This window comes from Bacillus sp. TH25 (assembly GCF_016650935.1).
Lineage (GTDB): Bacteria > Bacillota > Bacilli > Bacillales > Bacillaceae_G > Bacillus_A > Bacillus_A mycoides.
In genome coordinates this window covers 1-14,483 of record NZ_JAEKEU010000026.1, presented here as the reverse complement: position 1 = coordinate 14,483, position 14,483 = coordinate 1, and the positions used below count along the sequence as shown (strand labels likewise).

The window sequence follows — 14,483 nt, the reverse complement described above, 5'->3', positions numbered from 1 at the left end:
TACAACTAGATTAAGAGATAATTTTACGTCTTCAAAAGTCAAGGGAGAAATCCAAAAGCTACAGTTTAATTCCATAGATGAAAGAACTTCAGAATATATAGAACGAGGAGGAAAATACGAGGATTTCTTTGTTCAAGGAGAAGAAATTTATACATATTCATTTTTCGGAAAAAGATGGGGTTAACCCCATCTTTTTTAATTTTTCTTTTAAAAGTTTTTAATACTAGCATATTGATATTGGGTTGACCCGAGAACTTACACTGTACGTAATACAAAGTTAAGCGGGAGGGAAAAGTTATGGGGAGTTTACGATTACATTTACAAAATGAAAAAAGCAAACAAGAACTAAGAAATATTTGTCTCTATGTAATTGGGAAAACAGTATCAATATTTGGTAGCTCTATTTATAGTTTCGCATTAGGATTATATGTTTTACAAATAACCGGATCAGCATTAAATTTCGCAATTACACTCATTTTAGGAACGATTCCAATGATTGTTATGAATCCATTTGCCGGCGTAATCGCAGATAAGGTTGATAAAAAGAAGCTGGTTATTTGTATGGATCTACTAAATGGAGGCTTATTAATTTCTGTTTATATAGTAAGCAGCAATTATGGATTAAACTTATTCATTATTTATGCTACTACCTTTCTTATGTCGGTATTTACAACATTCTTTGGAATAGGGTTAGAAGCGGCAAAACCAAATATCGTCTCTAAAGGGAGGTTAATGAGTATTAACTCTATAAGTAAAATTATCGATTCTGTATCTTTAATTCTCGGTCCTATGTTAGGTGGCATCGTTTTTGCTGTATTAGATATAAAAACTTTTATAATTATAAATGGTATTTCATTTATTCTTTCGGGCATATCCATATTATTTATTCATTTTAAACTGTTCGAGTTCAACATAAATGAGGAATGCTCAAAACGGAGAATTAATTTTATTAAAGATATAAAAGAGGGGTTTTCATACTTAATTGAAAAGGAAAGCTTAAAGAATACGTTTCGAATTTTAATTTCACTTAATTTCTTCTTAGGGTTTGCTGTAACTGTTCCATTTCCATACATTATTAACACAGTTCTCAATCTTAGTTCTAAGCAATTTGGTATCATTCAAGGGACTTTTCCAGTAGGGATGATAATTGGTGCAATTTTAGTAAAAAAGATAACTGATCGTTTTTCTTACTCTTATCTTTTGAAAAAGCTAAGTTCTATGCTGGCAGTTTTTATGATTATTTCAGGAATTCCAGTTTTATTCAAAAGTTTTGAAGTAAATGATTTTGTATACGTTATTACGTATTGTGTTGTTATGTTCTTTTTAGGGCTTATTATAGCGCTCATTGATATTCCTTTAATTTATTTCATGCAAAAAGAGATTTCCGATGAATATAGGGGAAGAGTGCTCAGTATTGGATTAAGTATAGGTAAAATGATGCAGCCAATAGCACTGGCATTATCAGGTCTATTATTAAATTATATTCCAGCCTACACGCTTCCAATTGCAGGAGGGATAGTATTTCTTATTTTGAATAAGGCTTACTCAAATAAGTTGAATTTAGAAATTCATTCAAAAGATTATAGTGTTTAACGTAACTAAATGATATTGTTAAATGTTTAAAAAGCGCAGGATGATGATCCTGCGCTTTTCTATCGTAATTCAGCTGTCTTTCTAATAACAATCTTATCAATATCATCCTCTTCATCACCAATAAATAATCCTCGTTCTATTAAGTATGTTTCAAAGTATAAATCTGCTTCAGCGCGTTCATCGTAAGGCTTTACAGATAGAACGAAACCTAATTTATTTTGTTCCTCTAAATGAGAAGTGGAGATGTATGCCGGTACATTATGGCGTAAAAAGAGTTCTTTAACCGGAATAATCATATCTTTCATTAATTTTGTTAACATACCCATTTCAAACTCAAAATTAAAACGCTCTATACTAGATAAATCGGCGAATACTACACCAATAAAACCTGTATTAAATACTTCTTGATATTCTACTTCTTCATCACCATAAAAGTTCTTTTCGATTAAATAATTTATAAAGTAAGCAACGCCATCACTTTGTTCAAAAGGTTTTGTTGAAAGAACAAAACCAATTTTCTTTTGTTTATGTAAATACACACATGACATGTATGCAGAGATATTATGTTCTTTAAATAACGCACTCGTTGCTCCAGATAGACCATCTAGTACATGATGAACAATTTGAAGTTTTTTACGAGCGAAATAATAGGATTTCTTTTGTAACTCCAATGTATCAATAAAGACAGAGCCGATAAAGCCTGTATTTGAAATAATAGGTGTTTGCTTTTTTCTTCCTCTGCGCTTTGTTTGAGTCATTGTTAAAATCATCCCTTCATGTACAAATAAATTAAAAAGAACGTTTGTTCGTATATTTATATTTTACTATTAAAACGCTCTAAAGTAAAGGGTTTTTGACGAAAAAACAATAAAAAAGACACCTGTAAAAGGTGTCTTAAACGCTGTAGGGAATAGGGTTCATCCCGATTATTTATATTATGATACAGAAACAATCTCTTCTGTATCTTCTACATCTAAATGACAGTCCATAGTACGAACATCTTGATCTTCATGACTTCCGAAATAAATAGTAATTTTCATATGTATCGCTCCTTTATTCTAGGAATACCTAAAATAATTACTAGTAATGTTAATATTTATTATATACCACTTTTTTCATTCCGACAATGTTATATCATTTTTAATTCTTTTAGGGCGCAAAGAGTGATTTATAGAGATATTTTTATAGAAATAGGTACATTTCTTATATGTTATATTTAATACTGAAGGATTCGAATACGAATTTTTATGAAAGGAGCAAAAATTAATGAATTATAAACAGTTACTAATAGATAATTTCACATATAAAACCTCATATATTGCGCGGCAGGTACATGGAATGGATGTAAAAGAAACGAAGGATTATATTACTGTCGACTGCGGATTACCTGCAGATACATTTAATATTATTACACTACTAAATAGTAATGTAACGGAAGGGATCGAGAAATTATATAAGGAGGTAGAATGCTATAATCAAAAAAAATTTCCAATGAGTGTTTGGTTTTGGGATGATAAGCAAGAACAGACTATAAAAAGCGAATTAATCAAACTTGGTTTAAAAGAAGCAGAACAGAATATCGCGATGGTAGCAGACTTAAGAAAAATTCATCCAACAATAGACATTCCAGTAGGTTTTACAATACAAAATGCAACATCGCCAGAACAAATACAACAATTTGGCGAAACGTTAGCAGATCTATTCGGTACATCAGCAGAAGGTATTCACGTTCAAGCATACTATAATCAAATTTCTTCTTTAGATTTATGGAATAGTGATGACATGAAACTATACTTAGGTCTTTATAAAGGTGAGGTCGTATCTGCTGGCTCTTTAGTATGTACGAAAGATAGTGTCGGTATTTATGATATAGCGACTAAAGAAGATATGAGAGGACAAGGATTCGGCTCTACTATGTTTAATTTCTTGCTGCAAGAAGCTAAACAACTAAAAAATACGTATTGTGTATTACAAGCTTCACCTGATGGAATAAATATTTATAAAAAATCCGGCTTTCAAGCTGTAGGACAAATGACTGTTTTTGAAAATCGTCATTTATTTGAGTAAATGATCAAGTAAAATTGTTTTAAATATAGGAGTTAACATACTGTTATGAACAAAATATCTCTAATTACAATCATTTGTTTCTTCATAGTAATAAGCATCTTTGTTTTTCAACAAGTAAATGAATATAATTATATAAAAGCTACTAATCAATCAAATCATATTAAAAACATTGCACATAGAGGTGCATCTGCATATGCACCAGAACATACAATAGAAGCTTACAAATTAGGACAACAATTAAAGGGAGACTATATAGAAATAGATCTTCAAATGACAAAAGACGGACGTTTAATAGCTATGCACGATGAAACATTGGATCGTACAACGAACGGTACTGGATTAGTAAGAAATCATACATTAACAGAAATAAAACAACTTGATGCAGGCAGCTTTTTCAATGAAAAATACCCCGATTTAGCAAAAGAAGAATTTAAACATGCTAAAGTTCCAACATTAGCAGAAATTATTGAAACGTTTGGACATAATGCTAATTATTATATCGAAACAAAATCACCTGATGAATATCCTGGTATGGAAGAAAAATTATTAGAAATAATTAATCACTACCACATAAATGATAAAGTAATTATTCAATCGTTTAGTGAAAAAAGTCTGCAAAAGATTCATAGTTTAAATACCAATATATCTCTAGTACAATTATTATCATATAAAAAAGCAGTTCAATTAACAGAACTAGAAATTGAGAATCATAAAAAATACTGCATTGGCCTAGGGATGAACTTTAAATATATTGATGCAGCCTATGTAAAAAAAATAAAGAAATATGGATTAGAAGTGCATCCATTTACAGTAGATAATGAAAAGGATATGAAAAAGTTACTTATATGGGGTGTAGACGGGATGTTTACTAATTATCCGGATCGTTTACATTCAATATTGGATTTGAAAAATCATAAATAAAAAGAATTACCCGATAGGAAATGATGTACGGCTGTTTTCCTGATGGCAACATAATTGAATACATTGAGCCGAAGTTTAAATAACTATGCAAAAGAGAAAACAAAAAGAATCCAATAAAAATATTGGATTCTTTTTATTTAGTTCTATGCACCCATCGTGAAACAATAGGATAATGAAATTCTTTATTTTGTAATTCATATAAAATCCCTTTAAGTGGTCCTAAAATTACGGCGGCTAAAAGTATTATATATAGTGGAATTGTTCCCAAAATAACAAATAAGGAATTTGTACTCAAGTCAATGTGTAATAAGGAAAGCATGATCGTACGGATTACTACGAAGTTCCAAAGAAATACAGCGAGCCATACTCCAAATTGGAAAAGGGCTGATTCTAGATTCATCTCTTTTATACTTTGTGATTTGAAAACGAAATAAAGTATGAGCGGTATAAAGAAAAGTGTATTACCAAAGAGGAAAAAGGCCAAGAAAGATAATAAAGTAATTGCATGTATCACTAGTTTAATGTTTTTATCTTGTGATAGTATCATTAAAATCCTCCTATATTTAATTTAGATGGTAAAAAACAATATAACCCATTATATCATAGGGAACATGAAATCTAAATAATCATACTATTCGCTGTGTTAAGCATAATTTTTCATAAGATTACTCAGAAAGTAATCAAAAAGTAATCAAAATGCAACTAATTTTTCCTCTGTTTTTTATATTTTTTTGATACACTGGCTACGAGAGGAATGCCAATTAAGGTAGGTAAAAACCAAAACCATATAGGCGGCAGTAAATTAATAATTGGAATATGAATTCCGACGTTTACTAAAAGTGCGGTTACGGCACCGATATAGGAGCCTAACATACCTCTAATATGGTGGCTAATCCAATTTTTCCAACGCTTTTTTCTTGCAAGGTAGCCATAAATCGCAAATGAATAAGAGAAAATTGCTACATAAAATAAATATGCGATTTCATCCCACTTTATAATGGCCAATATAATTGCCGTCAGGGTTATGACAACATAAGATGCATGATATATTTCGCCCCATTCCGTATGTTTTCCTTTCTTTTTTTGAGCAACCATCGCTACAATACCAGTAATTAAACATATGGTTCCAAATAATATGTGTATGGTCAAAAGAATGTTGAAAATGCTCATAAAAGTTCCTCCTTTTTTATTTTTATAGTATTGCAGTATAGGAGAAAAGTTGAAAAATATAGTGAGTTCGCCTTAATATATTGAAATAAAGGTATTCCTAGAACAAAATGAAATGATTAAATTTTTTCTCAAATTTAGTGAGATGAGTATTACGTTAAATGAAGGAGAGACTTCTATGTTTACATCTATCACATACTTACAATCTGGGAACGATAAACAACAAAAAGTTTACGAAGTTATGAATAAACTAAACATAATGGCGGATTTAGCTTTGTATAGTCCTGTACTTTGCGGGACAATCCCTATTAGAATTGATACGTTTCACTCTGACTTGGATATTGTAATGGAAGTACATAATTATGATGTTTTTGAACAGGAAATTAGATCTTTGTATGGTTCATATGAAGGATTTGAAATGAAAAAGAAAAACATTAGAAATATCTTAACAATAAAGGCAACTTTTCAATTTGAAGGTTTTGAATTTGAATTATTTGGTCAACCGCGGCCAGTGCGTAACCAAAATGCATATAAACATATGATAGTAGAGCACATGCTATTAATACAGCATCCCCATATTAGAAAAAAAATCATCCAATTAAAAGAACAAGGCATAAAAACAGAACCAGCTTTTGCACAAGTATTAAAAATTGACGGAGATCCTTATGAAGAACTTATTTTATTAGGACAGGAAATGAGATTGTGGTAAATAAGGTACACATAAAAATCCTCTTTATATAAAAGAGGATTTTTATTATGCCATTAACTTACGAATCAAATTACTTAATATATAAATACCTTGAGTAATTTGTTCAGGGGAAGCATATCCATACGATAAGCGTATGCACTGATCCGATTCTTCCTCATAAATACGTCCCGGGTTAAAAAGAACTCCCTTTGATTGAGCCTCTGAAAATAGTTTTTTCATCGAAATGTTAGGTACAACCTTTAGCCATATAAAAAATCCACCACTAGGAATATCCCATGTAGTAATGTCAGCGCAGTACGTATTTAATGCTTGTATCATTATTCGTCTTCGTTTTTTTAGGTGAATCCTTACGTTCGCAACGTGTTCTTCATAAAATCCTTTACTCAACCATTCTGCAGCAACTCTTTGAGATAAAGAACTTGATCCATAGTCAGTTTGCATTTTTATGTCTGACAATCTCTCAATAACAGGCTCTGGTCCGATAATCCAACCAATCCTAAGTCCTGGGCTAAGTGTTTTAGATAGACTACCGATATATAAAACATGCCCATGTTTATCCATCGACTTTAAAGGAGGAGGCGGTAGTTCATCCATCCATAACTCACGGTAAATATCATCTTCAATGATAGGCAATTGTTCTTTTTCGCATATTCTTAGTATTTCTTTTCGTCGATCCTTGGACATTAATACACCCGTCGGATTTTGAAAACAAGGAATCGAATATAAAATATTTTTCTTTTGACTATAATTAATTCTTCTTAACAAATCATTAGGGATAATTCCATGTTGATCCATCTGTATTCCAGAAAGGTGAATATTAGCCGATTGAAATACGTGAAGAGAATATAAGTAAGAAGGTCGTTCAAGTAAAACAGTTGACTCTCTATGTAAAAGACCGATTGATATTAATTGTAATGCCTGTAATGCACCCGAGACTATTAATATAGAGCTTGGTGATGTATTTATTCCAAATGATTTTACATAATTACTTATTGCTTCACGTAAAGGGAGATATCCTTTTTGTTCTTCATATCCGAAATAATCTAGTTCCTCACATACGTTACGCATAATGAATTGCATAGTTTCTAACGGGAAAAGATGAGGTGCAAGTTCTCCTTTACTAAGATGAATCAATTTTTCATTTGCTTCTGCTTCATTTATTTCTCGTACCATTAACTTGCTTGGTTTATGAATACCAGCCTTTACATATTCACTCCAATCGGGCGGGGGATTGGTGGCTAATAATGACCATGTATTATTCGTTACAATTGTTCCTGACCCGATTTTCCCTTGAATTAAGCCATCTGCCATAAGTTCTTCTAGTGCAGTTATTACAGTACTACGATTTACATGAAATAATTTCGCTAACTGCCGCTGGCTAGGAACCTTACTTCCAATCGGCCATTCTCCGTATTCAATTTTTTCTTTCATATAGTCTATTATCTGCCGATATTTAGGCAGTTTTTTATCAGTAGACATATTAAAAACTCCCTCATTCATTTTAAAAATGCAAAGTGGTTGGTTTTTTCGAGGATTAACTGGTTGAAGACATTGTATCAACTATTAAATATGATGAAAAGAAATAATTGGTAATTAGAAAATGGCTGGTTTATTGGAGAGGGAGAGAAAATATGCATAATAAAAAATGGGATTTTCGTATTGTATGTGCTCATGCTTTTACGATTCTTATATGGGGAACAGCTTTTCCAGTAATTCGGATGGGGCTTGAAGCTTACACCCCTGAACACCTTACTTTGCTACGATTACTAATCGCTTCTTTGATTCTTCTTTTGTTTTCACTTATATACAAATTACGTTTACCTGACTTGAAAGATATTCCAGTAATTTTTATATTTGGTGCTCTAGGATTTACGATTTATCATATTGCACTAAACTACGGTGAAAAGAGTGTGAATGCTGGACCTGCTAGTTTCATTGTATCAGTAACACCGATATTAACGGCAATTCTTGCTTCTATTTTTTCGAATGAAAAAATGAAATTTAATGGTTGGATTGGTGGTGTAATTTGTTTAATAGGAATTGCTTTTTTATCATTAAGTCAAGGTGATTCCATTCAATTGAATAGTGGGGTATTCCTTATATTATTAGCGGCATTTTCAGAAAGTCTATTTTTCGTTTTCCAAAAGTCGTATTTAAAGAAGTACGGTTTCTTACCATTTACAATATATACAATTTGGTCTGGTACTGTATGTATGCTTATTTTTTTACCAGGGATTTATCAAGAAATCGTAACAGCTCCTATAGAAATTACTTTGAGTGTTATATATTTAGGTGTGTTCCCGACAGTACTGCCGTATATTGCATTAGCATATATTACATCCCATGCCAATGCTTCTGAGGCAACAAGTTCTCTATATTTAACACCAGTAACTGCATGTATTATCGCTTGGATATGGTTAGGTGAGGTGCCAACCTTTGTTTCGATAATTGGAGGGGGAATTACTATACTTGGAGTTGTGATTGCTCATTTAACATTTAATAAAGATGATTATAAGCAAATTGAGAGTGAAAAAGTATGGTAAGACATCCCTGCGAGTATTTGCAATTTGAATGCAAAATTTCGGATTAATAACAGGCTTTCAATTCTATAAAAATAGTGGGAAAAATCTATATTAAAATCAGCTAGTCCAATATTTGTACGAGATTTAATTAAACTGGTAGATTATTTATCTGCAAAAGAACTAGCATAATGCTAGTTCTTTTTTATCAATACATTACTCACCATTAATATTTGCTTAGAACTGTATAGATTTAAATTATTTCCACATATACATAATTATCTTACCTATGAAAGGAGTGCATTTCTTGGAGAAGGTTTTATTTTTTGGAGACCCAGGTATTGATGATTCGTTTGCAATTATGTATGGCTTACTGCATCCTGAAATTGAAATTGTTGGTATCGTAACTGGATATGGAAATGTTGAACATATACATGCCGCTCATAATGCCGCATATATTTTACAGTTAGCAAACAGACAAGATATTCCTGTAATTAGCGGGGCAACAAAGCCACTTACAAATGAAATTACAACGTATTACCCTGAAATTCATGGACCAGAAGGATTAGGACCCATACATGTACCGGAAAGTGTGTTATCTATTCCTATATACAATTTTGGTAGTATTGCTGCGATTCTTGTAAAGTATGGAGAAGATTTAACAATTGTCGATGTAGGAAGATCTACCTCGTTAGCGATTGCTTTTAATTTATGGAACGACTTGATGTTAAATATAAAAGGAATTTATTTTATGGGTGGTGTCTTTTTAGAAGCAGGGAATGTTACTCCATTAGCAGAGGCAAACGTGTACGGAGATCCTATAGCAAGTCAAATTGTATTTCAGCAAGCGAAAAATATAACGTTATTCCCTTTAAATGTAACAAATAAAACGGTTTTAACCCCAAATGTATTTACTTATATTTTAGCTAATACAAAAAATCCATTTAAACCGATTATGAAACCCATGTACGATTATTATTTATCAGCATACCAAAAACTAAATCCATTTATTGAAGGGCCATTATTACACGATGTACTTGCTATAAGCGGTTTAGTGAATCCTACATTTTTAAATTATACATCCCGAAAAGTGACTGTAGATATATGTGGCGAAACGACGGGACAAACTTTTGCTGATTTTCGCCCACACTCTAAATCTGAAGGGGCGCGTATAGCGTTACAATTAGATGAGGAAAAATTCATTCAGGATTTTATGAAAATCATGCTATAAGTTGCTGTCGAAAAAGGGAATCATTTCACTCCGTTGAATATAAAAGATAAATTCTCTTTTTAAAGGAGCTTAAAATAGTGAACGTCCAATTAAAAATTGTTACGAGAGAAAATTGGCAAGACGCATTAAAGTTACGAGTTAAAGAAAATCAAATGCAATTTGTTCCGGCAGTGGCAGTATCACTTGCTAAAGTATACATAAAACCAGATGGTGAAAATGTCGAATATATTCCATTCGCTATATATGATGGTGACCTTATAGTTGGTTTTGTTATGCATGCTTTTGTACGAGAGTCAACAGATATGTATTGGATTAACGGATTTATCATTGATGAAAAAGAGCAAGGAAAAGGATATGGAAAAGCAGCATTACAGGAAATCATTAACTTAATAAAAAATAACTTTAAAGAGTGTGAGGAAATTAGATTAACTGTCCATAAAGATAATATTTCTGCAAAGAAACTATATGAATGTTATGATTTTAAACCATTAGGAAATGTATATGACGGTGAGGAAGTATATCGCTTATTGTTGTTGAAATAAAGATGTACTGTTTTGAATAAAGTTATATCGTGTATTTATAGTGAAAAGGAAAAGAACATCTAGAATTGAAAGATCGATTAAGAAACTGTTTTGAAACAATAAGTTGTTCCGTTAAAGGGTCATATTGCGGAGAATTGGTTGTACTAATTCATATAAATTATCGCAAACTCAATTCACGCAATTATTTAAACATTTTATTATAAAACAGTATTTATATATACTTAAACTATCATTAATAAAAACATCAATGGAGGAACTAATATGAAAGAAAGCAATAAAAAAGAGTTGTCACTAGAGCAACGTGAAGAATTACTACAAATATTGAAAGATCGTTTTGAGAATAATATGAACCGTCATAAAGGTCTAGAATGGGCTAATGTTCAAGAAAGGCTGGATGCTAATACTGAAAAGTTGTGGTCGCTCAACGAAATGGAACGAACTGGTGGCGAACCTGATGTTGTTGATTTTGATAAAGAAAAAGGCGAATATATTTTTTATGATTGTTCAGCAGAAAGTCCTAAAGGTCGTAGAAGTCTTTGTTACGATCTTGAAGCGCTAGAATCAAGAAAGAAACATAAACCAGAAAATAACGCTATTGATATGGCAACTGCCATGGGTATTGAACTATTAACGGAAGAAGAATATCGTACATTACATAATCTTGAAAATTTCGATATGAAGACGTCGAGTTGGGTGCAAACACCTTCTGATATTAGAGAACTTGGCGGTGCCCTTTTTTGCGATTATCGCTTTGGACACGTCTTTGTGTATCACAATGGGGCAGAATCTTACTATGCCGCAAGAGGCTTTCGTGGTTCGTTAAGAGTCTAAAATTTGTACAGGCAGGTAAATTTGAAGTAGAGAATAGATTTGCTTAGGGAATAGTAGTGATTGCATACTTTAGCTACGGCTTCGATTTTGAGGCCGCAAAGAATAGGGCTAATCAAACCTTATTGTAAAAGAATGAATCAACTAAAAATATTAAGAGTATGTTTTGATAATTTTCTTCATAAACATACTCTTTTTTAGAATCATTTATCAAAATTATTAGTTTTAATTAACGTATAAACGAGAACTTGTAAAAGGTACTCTTGCAATTATCAATGAAATTCACCCATATGAAACACCTATGATTTATATTATCCCGCTTTTAAATGAAAATTTTCGAGCAAGTATAAAGTGAATGATTAGGAGGAATACAAAATGAAAAGTAAATTCCATCATATTGTACGAGCTATCATGATACAAGATGAAAAACTACTAGTTGCTGAATACATAGGCCATCACTATTTTTTACCCGGTGGTCATGTTGAAATTGGGGAATCAGCAGAGAATGCACTAATAAGAGAGTTACGAGAAGAACTTGGAGTAACTTGCAGTATAAAACAATTTTTAGGCGTCATAGAAAATCAATGGCAAGCCAAAGAAACCCTCCACCATGAAATTAACCACATTTTTGAAATAGATTCAAATGAGTTAAAATCCGATTTCACTCCAATATCTAAAGAGTCCCATTTAGCATTTCACTGGATTGATTTTAATAAAGAAAATATAAATTCCTATACAATAATGCCGACACCTTCAGTAAAAGAATTACTAGAAAGAAAATTAAGTGATGAACTATTAACTTGCTGGATTAGTAATTTTTAATTGTCTCTATTTATATTAATTCCGTCCACTAAAAGAATATAAAGAAAATAGGCTCATAAACAAGGTACATCACCTAGTGTAAAGTCATATTTTGTTGATGTACGCATTTAGTCTATAGCCTTATTTCTACTTTATTTTTAAAAGTAAATAAACTCGAAAATTTGGACGGAATTTACATTTGTAAATGGAGGGTTTCATAATGAATGAGTTTCAACAAGAACTACAAGCGTTAAACCTTAATGCTTATCAACCTGGTAATGTTGTGTATTGGGATCAGCAACAAAATCAATATCCATATTACTACATTCAAGACGATGCACGTCGTTGTGGCGGATGCGGTGGCGGCGGACGTTGTGGCGGTGGCGGTTGTGGTGGTCGCTGTGGTGGTTGTGGCGGCGGACGTTGCGGCGGTTGCGTAGGTTGTGTAGGCTGTGTTGGTTGTTTCAGCTGTTCTAATTGCTGGAACTGGTGGATTATTTAAGTACTATAGATCAATAATATTTCACATGAAAGAAAAGTGCAGATGCAAAGTTATAATGTATTGAAACTTTTCTTTCATGCTGTTATTTTTATATGTTTTAGGGGGATATTTATTTGTACAAATATGAAAAATTAATTTCATGGGTAGAAAACATTAAAGAGACAAATCAAAGTTCTACGGCAGCACTTTGTATTATGAAAGATAATAAGATTGTGCTAGAGCATTATAGTGGAACGCATTCAAATACTCTTACTAGTAAAAAAGTAACTATATCTTCACAATTCAATGTCGCTTCCGCAAGAAAAAGCTATTTAGGATTAATGGTAGCTTATGCAGTTTATGAGGGGAAAATAAAATCTCTTGATGACGAGGCTGTAAATTATTTTAAAGAATATGATCCTTCATTACTTGGAAAGACAACGATAAGACATTTAGTAACTCATTCACACGGTTTAAATGAAACCGATGATGGGACAGCTTTTCGTGAATTTGAGCCGGGACAAGCTTGGGCGTACAGAGATATTAATGTAAGAATGGTGACGCAGCTTATTTATCAACTGTATAATAAGAGTTTTCCTAAACTATTAAAGGAGCGTGTATTCATACCTGCTGATTTCAAAGAAACTGGATGGAGAATAAAACAAGATGATAATTTAGTTAAGGTTGTTGTAAACCCAGATGAAGATGCAATAAGTAGTGTTGGTGCAGTAGATGACGGCTCCGAGAAAAATCTTTTTGTCTCCGCGAGAGAATTTGCCTACTGGGGGAACCTGCATTTAAATAAAGGGTTTTTAAATGGTAAACAAATTGTGCCAAAAGAAGTTATAGCACTTGCTACGAGCTTACAAAGTCCAGAGTATACAAATAAAGAACTACCTCAAAACGGGTTGTTTTGGTTCGTTCAAAATGTACCTGCTTTATTTAGCGAACTTGGTGAGCGAGTTCCTAAAGGTTCCTATCAAATATTAGGAATTACAGGACCAACGATATTAGTCATTCCAGAATATAATGTCGTCGTTGCTAAAATGTACAATAAAAGATACAACTATGGTGGGGATAATTATTTATATTATTTACGTGAATTTAGCAATTTAGTCGCTGATACATTTAGTAGCAGTAAAAATAATATGGTTAGGGTATAACTACTCCTATAATAAAAAGGAGTGAACTTTAATGAAAAATGAAGTGAATAAAAATAAAAAGCAAAATATAAAGGATGTAAACACAGAACAAAACGCGATTTATAGCGATCCGAAAGATGCAGCTAATATGCAAACTGTACCGCAGCCGAAAGACTTTGAGGAAATTGAATATTAATTTTCTCTCCGACTTATTTATGAAAGAAAAATACGTCTTAAGTCTCATCACTTTCAGCAAATTATTTGATAACATATATACATAAGCATTCGAAAATGTCTTATCTTAACAAAGCTTTCTTTAAATGCTGTATATAACCTACAAAAAGGCACTTCTTGATGAAGTGTCTTTTTGTGTAAGCTAACTCAATTTCCATTTTCCGTACAGTATCTTGCAATTTATCATGGATATACTAACTGTGAAAATTCATGTCATGATAAAAGAAGGGGACAGTTAGCATGAAACA

16 protein-coding genes and 1 pseudogene are annotated in these 14,483 nt (G+C 32.1%); 13 read left to right on the top strand and 4 right to left on the bottom strand.

The genetic code is table 11. The annotated features are described in order from the left end of the window. Together JFT89_RS14180 and JFT89_RS14175 are read left to right on the top strand one after the other, a co-directional pair. Positions 1–184: pseudogene (locus JFT89_RS14180) on the top strand (methyltransferase); the annotation flags it as partial. Positions 185–297: 113 nt separating this feature from the next. Then, positions 298–1,593, top strand: a complete 1,296-nt coding sequence (locus JFT89_RS14175; protein WP_002065682.1) for an MFS transporter — start codon at positions 298–300, stop codon at positions 1,591–1,593. 59 nt (positions 1,594–1,652) lie between these two features. Here JFT89_RS14175 and JFT89_RS14170 read toward each other — a convergent pair whose 3' ends face one another. Beyond that, positions 1,653–2,351, bottom strand: coding sequence for a hypothetical protein (locus tag JFT89_RS14170; RefSeq protein ID WP_201040256.1), 699 nt, complete (start codon positions 2,349–2,351; stop codon positions 1,653–1,655). A 508-nt stretch (positions 2,352–2,859) separates the two neighbouring features. Between JFT89_RS14170 and JFT89_RS14165 the strand changes: the two genes are divergently transcribed. Together JFT89_RS14165 and JFT89_RS14160 are read left to right on the top strand one after the other, a co-directional pair. Continuing rightward, a complete protein-coding gene (locus JFT89_RS14165) occupies positions 2,860–3,660 on the top strand; it encodes a GNAT family N-acetyltransferase (RefSeq protein ID WP_016095461.1) in 801 nt (266 codons plus the stop codon). A gap of 45 nt (positions 3,661–3,705) precedes the next feature. After that, positions 3,706–4,581, top strand: coding sequence for a glycerophosphodiester phosphodiesterase (locus JFT89_RS14160; RefSeq protein ID WP_201040255.1), 876 nt, complete (start codon positions 3,706–3,708; stop codon positions 4,579–4,581). A gap of 133 nt (positions 4,582–4,714) precedes the next feature. Here JFT89_RS14160 and JFT89_RS14155 read toward each other — a convergent pair whose 3' ends face one another. Both JFT89_RS14155 and JFT89_RS14150 read right to left on the bottom strand, forming a co-directional pair. After that, positions 4,715–5,128: a magnetosome magnetite crystal formation protein family gene (locus tag JFT89_RS14155; RefSeq protein ID WP_016095459.1), complete on the bottom strand. Its 414-nt coding sequence runs from the start codon at positions 5,126–5,128 to the stop codon at positions 4,715–4,717. Positions 5,129–5,283: 155 nt separating this feature from the next. Beyond that, positions 5,284–5,751 carry a DUF2306 domain-containing protein gene (locus JFT89_RS14150; RefSeq protein WP_033706845.1) on the bottom strand — a complete coding sequence of 156 codons (468 nt, stop codon included), beginning with the start codon at positions 5,749–5,751 and terminating at the stop codon, positions 5,284–5,286. A 175-nt stretch (positions 5,752–5,926) separates the two neighbouring features. On the opposite strand from JFT89_RS14150, the gene JFT89_RS14145 reads away from it, so the two are divergent. Next, positions 5,927–6,457, top strand: coding sequence for a DUF4269 domain-containing protein (locus JFT89_RS14145; RefSeq protein WP_201040254.1), 531 nt, complete (start codon positions 5,927–5,929; stop codon positions 6,455–6,457). A 45-nt stretch (positions 6,458–6,502) separates the two neighbouring features. Here the strand turns inward: JFT89_RS14145 and pdxR are convergent, their stop codons facing one another. Then, positions 6,503–7,936, bottom strand: coding sequence for a MocR-like pyridoxine biosynthesis transcription factor PdxR (gene pdxR, locus JFT89_RS14140; RefSeq protein WP_016095456.1), 1,434 nt, complete (start codon positions 7,934–7,936; stop codon positions 6,503–6,505). A 152-nt stretch (positions 7,937–8,088) separates the two neighbouring features. Between pdxR and JFT89_RS14135 the strand changes: the two genes are divergently transcribed. The 8 genes from JFT89_RS14135 (at position 8,089) to JFT89_RS14100 (ending at position 14,197) form a co-directional block, all read left to right on the top strand. Continuing rightward, positions 8,089–9,000 carry a DMT family transporter gene (locus JFT89_RS14135; RefSeq protein WP_201040253.1) on the top strand — a complete coding sequence of 304 codons (912 nt, stop codon included), beginning with the start codon at positions 8,089–8,091 and terminating at the stop codon, positions 8,998–9,000. 283 nt (positions 9,001–9,283) lie between these two features. Next, a complete protein-coding gene (locus JFT89_RS14130; protein ID WP_201040252.1) occupies positions 9,284–10,207 on the top strand; it encodes a nucleoside hydrolase in 924 nt (307 codons plus the stop codon). A 77-nt stretch (positions 10,208–10,284) separates the two neighbouring features. Further along, positions 10,285–10,749: a GNAT family N-acetyltransferase gene (locus tag JFT89_RS14125; RefSeq protein WP_002065693.1), complete on the top strand. Its 465-nt coding sequence runs from the start codon at positions 10,285–10,287 to the stop codon at positions 10,747–10,749. A gap of 261 nt (positions 10,750–11,010) precedes the next feature. Further along, complete coding sequence (locus JFT89_RS14120; RefSeq protein WP_201040251.1) at positions 11,011–11,580, top strand: DUF4256 domain-containing protein; 570 nt, start codon at positions 11,011–11,013, stop codon at positions 11,578–11,580. Positions 11,581–11,952: 372 nt separating this feature from the next. Next, positions 11,953–12,399, top strand: coding sequence for an NUDIX domain-containing protein (locus JFT89_RS14115; protein WP_002013219.1), 447 nt, complete (start codon positions 11,953–11,955; stop codon positions 12,397–12,399). 199 nt (positions 12,400–12,598) lie between these two features. Further along, on the top strand, positions 12,599–12,880 hold the full coding sequence (locus tag JFT89_RS14110) for a heterocycloanthracin/sonorensin family bacteriocin (RefSeq protein ID WP_002065695.1): 282 nt from the start codon (positions 12,599–12,601) through the stop codon (positions 12,878–12,880). Between the two features lie 113 nt (positions 12,881–12,993). Continuing rightward, positions 12,994–14,022: a serine hydrolase domain-containing protein gene (locus JFT89_RS14105; RefSeq protein ID WP_201040250.1), complete on the top strand. Its 1,029-nt coding sequence runs from the start codon at positions 12,994–12,996 to the stop codon at positions 14,020–14,022. Positions 14,023–14,053: 31 nt separating this feature from the next. Beyond that, positions 14,054–14,197: a hypothetical protein gene (locus tag JFT89_RS14100; RefSeq protein WP_002013225.1), complete on the top strand. Its 144-nt coding sequence runs from the start codon at positions 14,054–14,056 to the stop codon at positions 14,195–14,197. The last annotated feature ends 286 nt before the right edge of the window (positions 14,198–14,483 follow it).

What these genes read in the sequence shown, in the direction of transcription:
- JFT89_RS14175 (WP_002065682.1), top strand. Translation starts at nt 298, where the DNA reads ATGGGGAGTTTACGATTACATTTACAAAATGAAAAAAGCAAACAAGAA.
- JFT89_RS14170 (WP_201040256.1), bottom strand. Translation starts at nt 2,351, where the DNA reads ATGACTCAAACAAAGCGCAGAGGAAGAAAAAAGCAAACACCTATTATT.
- JFT89_RS14165 (WP_016095461.1), top strand. Translation starts at nt 2,860, where the DNA reads ATGAATTATAAACAGTTACTAATAGATAATTTCACATATAAAACCTCA.
- JFT89_RS14160 (WP_201040255.1), top strand. Translation starts at nt 3,706, where the DNA reads ATGAACAAAATATCTCTAATTACAATCATTTGTTTCTTCATAGTAATA.
- JFT89_RS14155 (WP_016095459.1), bottom strand. Translation starts at nt 5,128, where the DNA reads ATGATACTATCACAAGATAAAAACATTAAACTAGTGATACATGCAATT.
- JFT89_RS14150 (WP_033706845.1), bottom strand. Translation starts at nt 5,751, where the DNA reads ATGAGCATTTTCAACATTCTTTTGACCATACACATATTATTTGGAACC.
- JFT89_RS14145 (WP_201040254.1), top strand. Translation starts at nt 5,927, where the DNA reads ATGTTTACATCTATCACATACTTACAATCTGGGAACGATAAACAACAA.
- pdxR (WP_016095456.1), bottom strand. Translation starts at nt 7,936, where the DNA reads ATGTCTACTGATAAAAAACTGCCTAAATATCGGCAGATAATAGACTAT.
- JFT89_RS14135 (WP_201040253.1), top strand. Translation starts at nt 8,089, where the DNA reads ATGCATAATAAAAAATGGGATTTTCGTATTGTATGTGCTCATGCTTTT.
- JFT89_RS14120 (WP_201040251.1), top strand. Translation starts at nt 11,011, where the DNA reads ATGAAAGAAAGCAATAAAAAAGAGTTGTCACTAGAGCAACGTGAAGAA.
- JFT89_RS14115 (WP_002013219.1), top strand. Translation starts at nt 11,953, where the DNA reads ATGAAAAGTAAATTCCATCATATTGTACGAGCTATCATGATACAAGAT.
- JFT89_RS14110 (WP_002065695.1), top strand. Translation starts at nt 12,599, where the DNA reads ATGAATGAGTTTCAACAAGAACTACAAGCGTTAAACCTTAATGCTTAT.
- JFT89_RS14100 (WP_002013225.1), top strand. Translation starts at nt 14,054, where the DNA reads ATGAAAAATGAAGTGAATAAAAATAAAAAGCAAAATATAAAGGATGTA.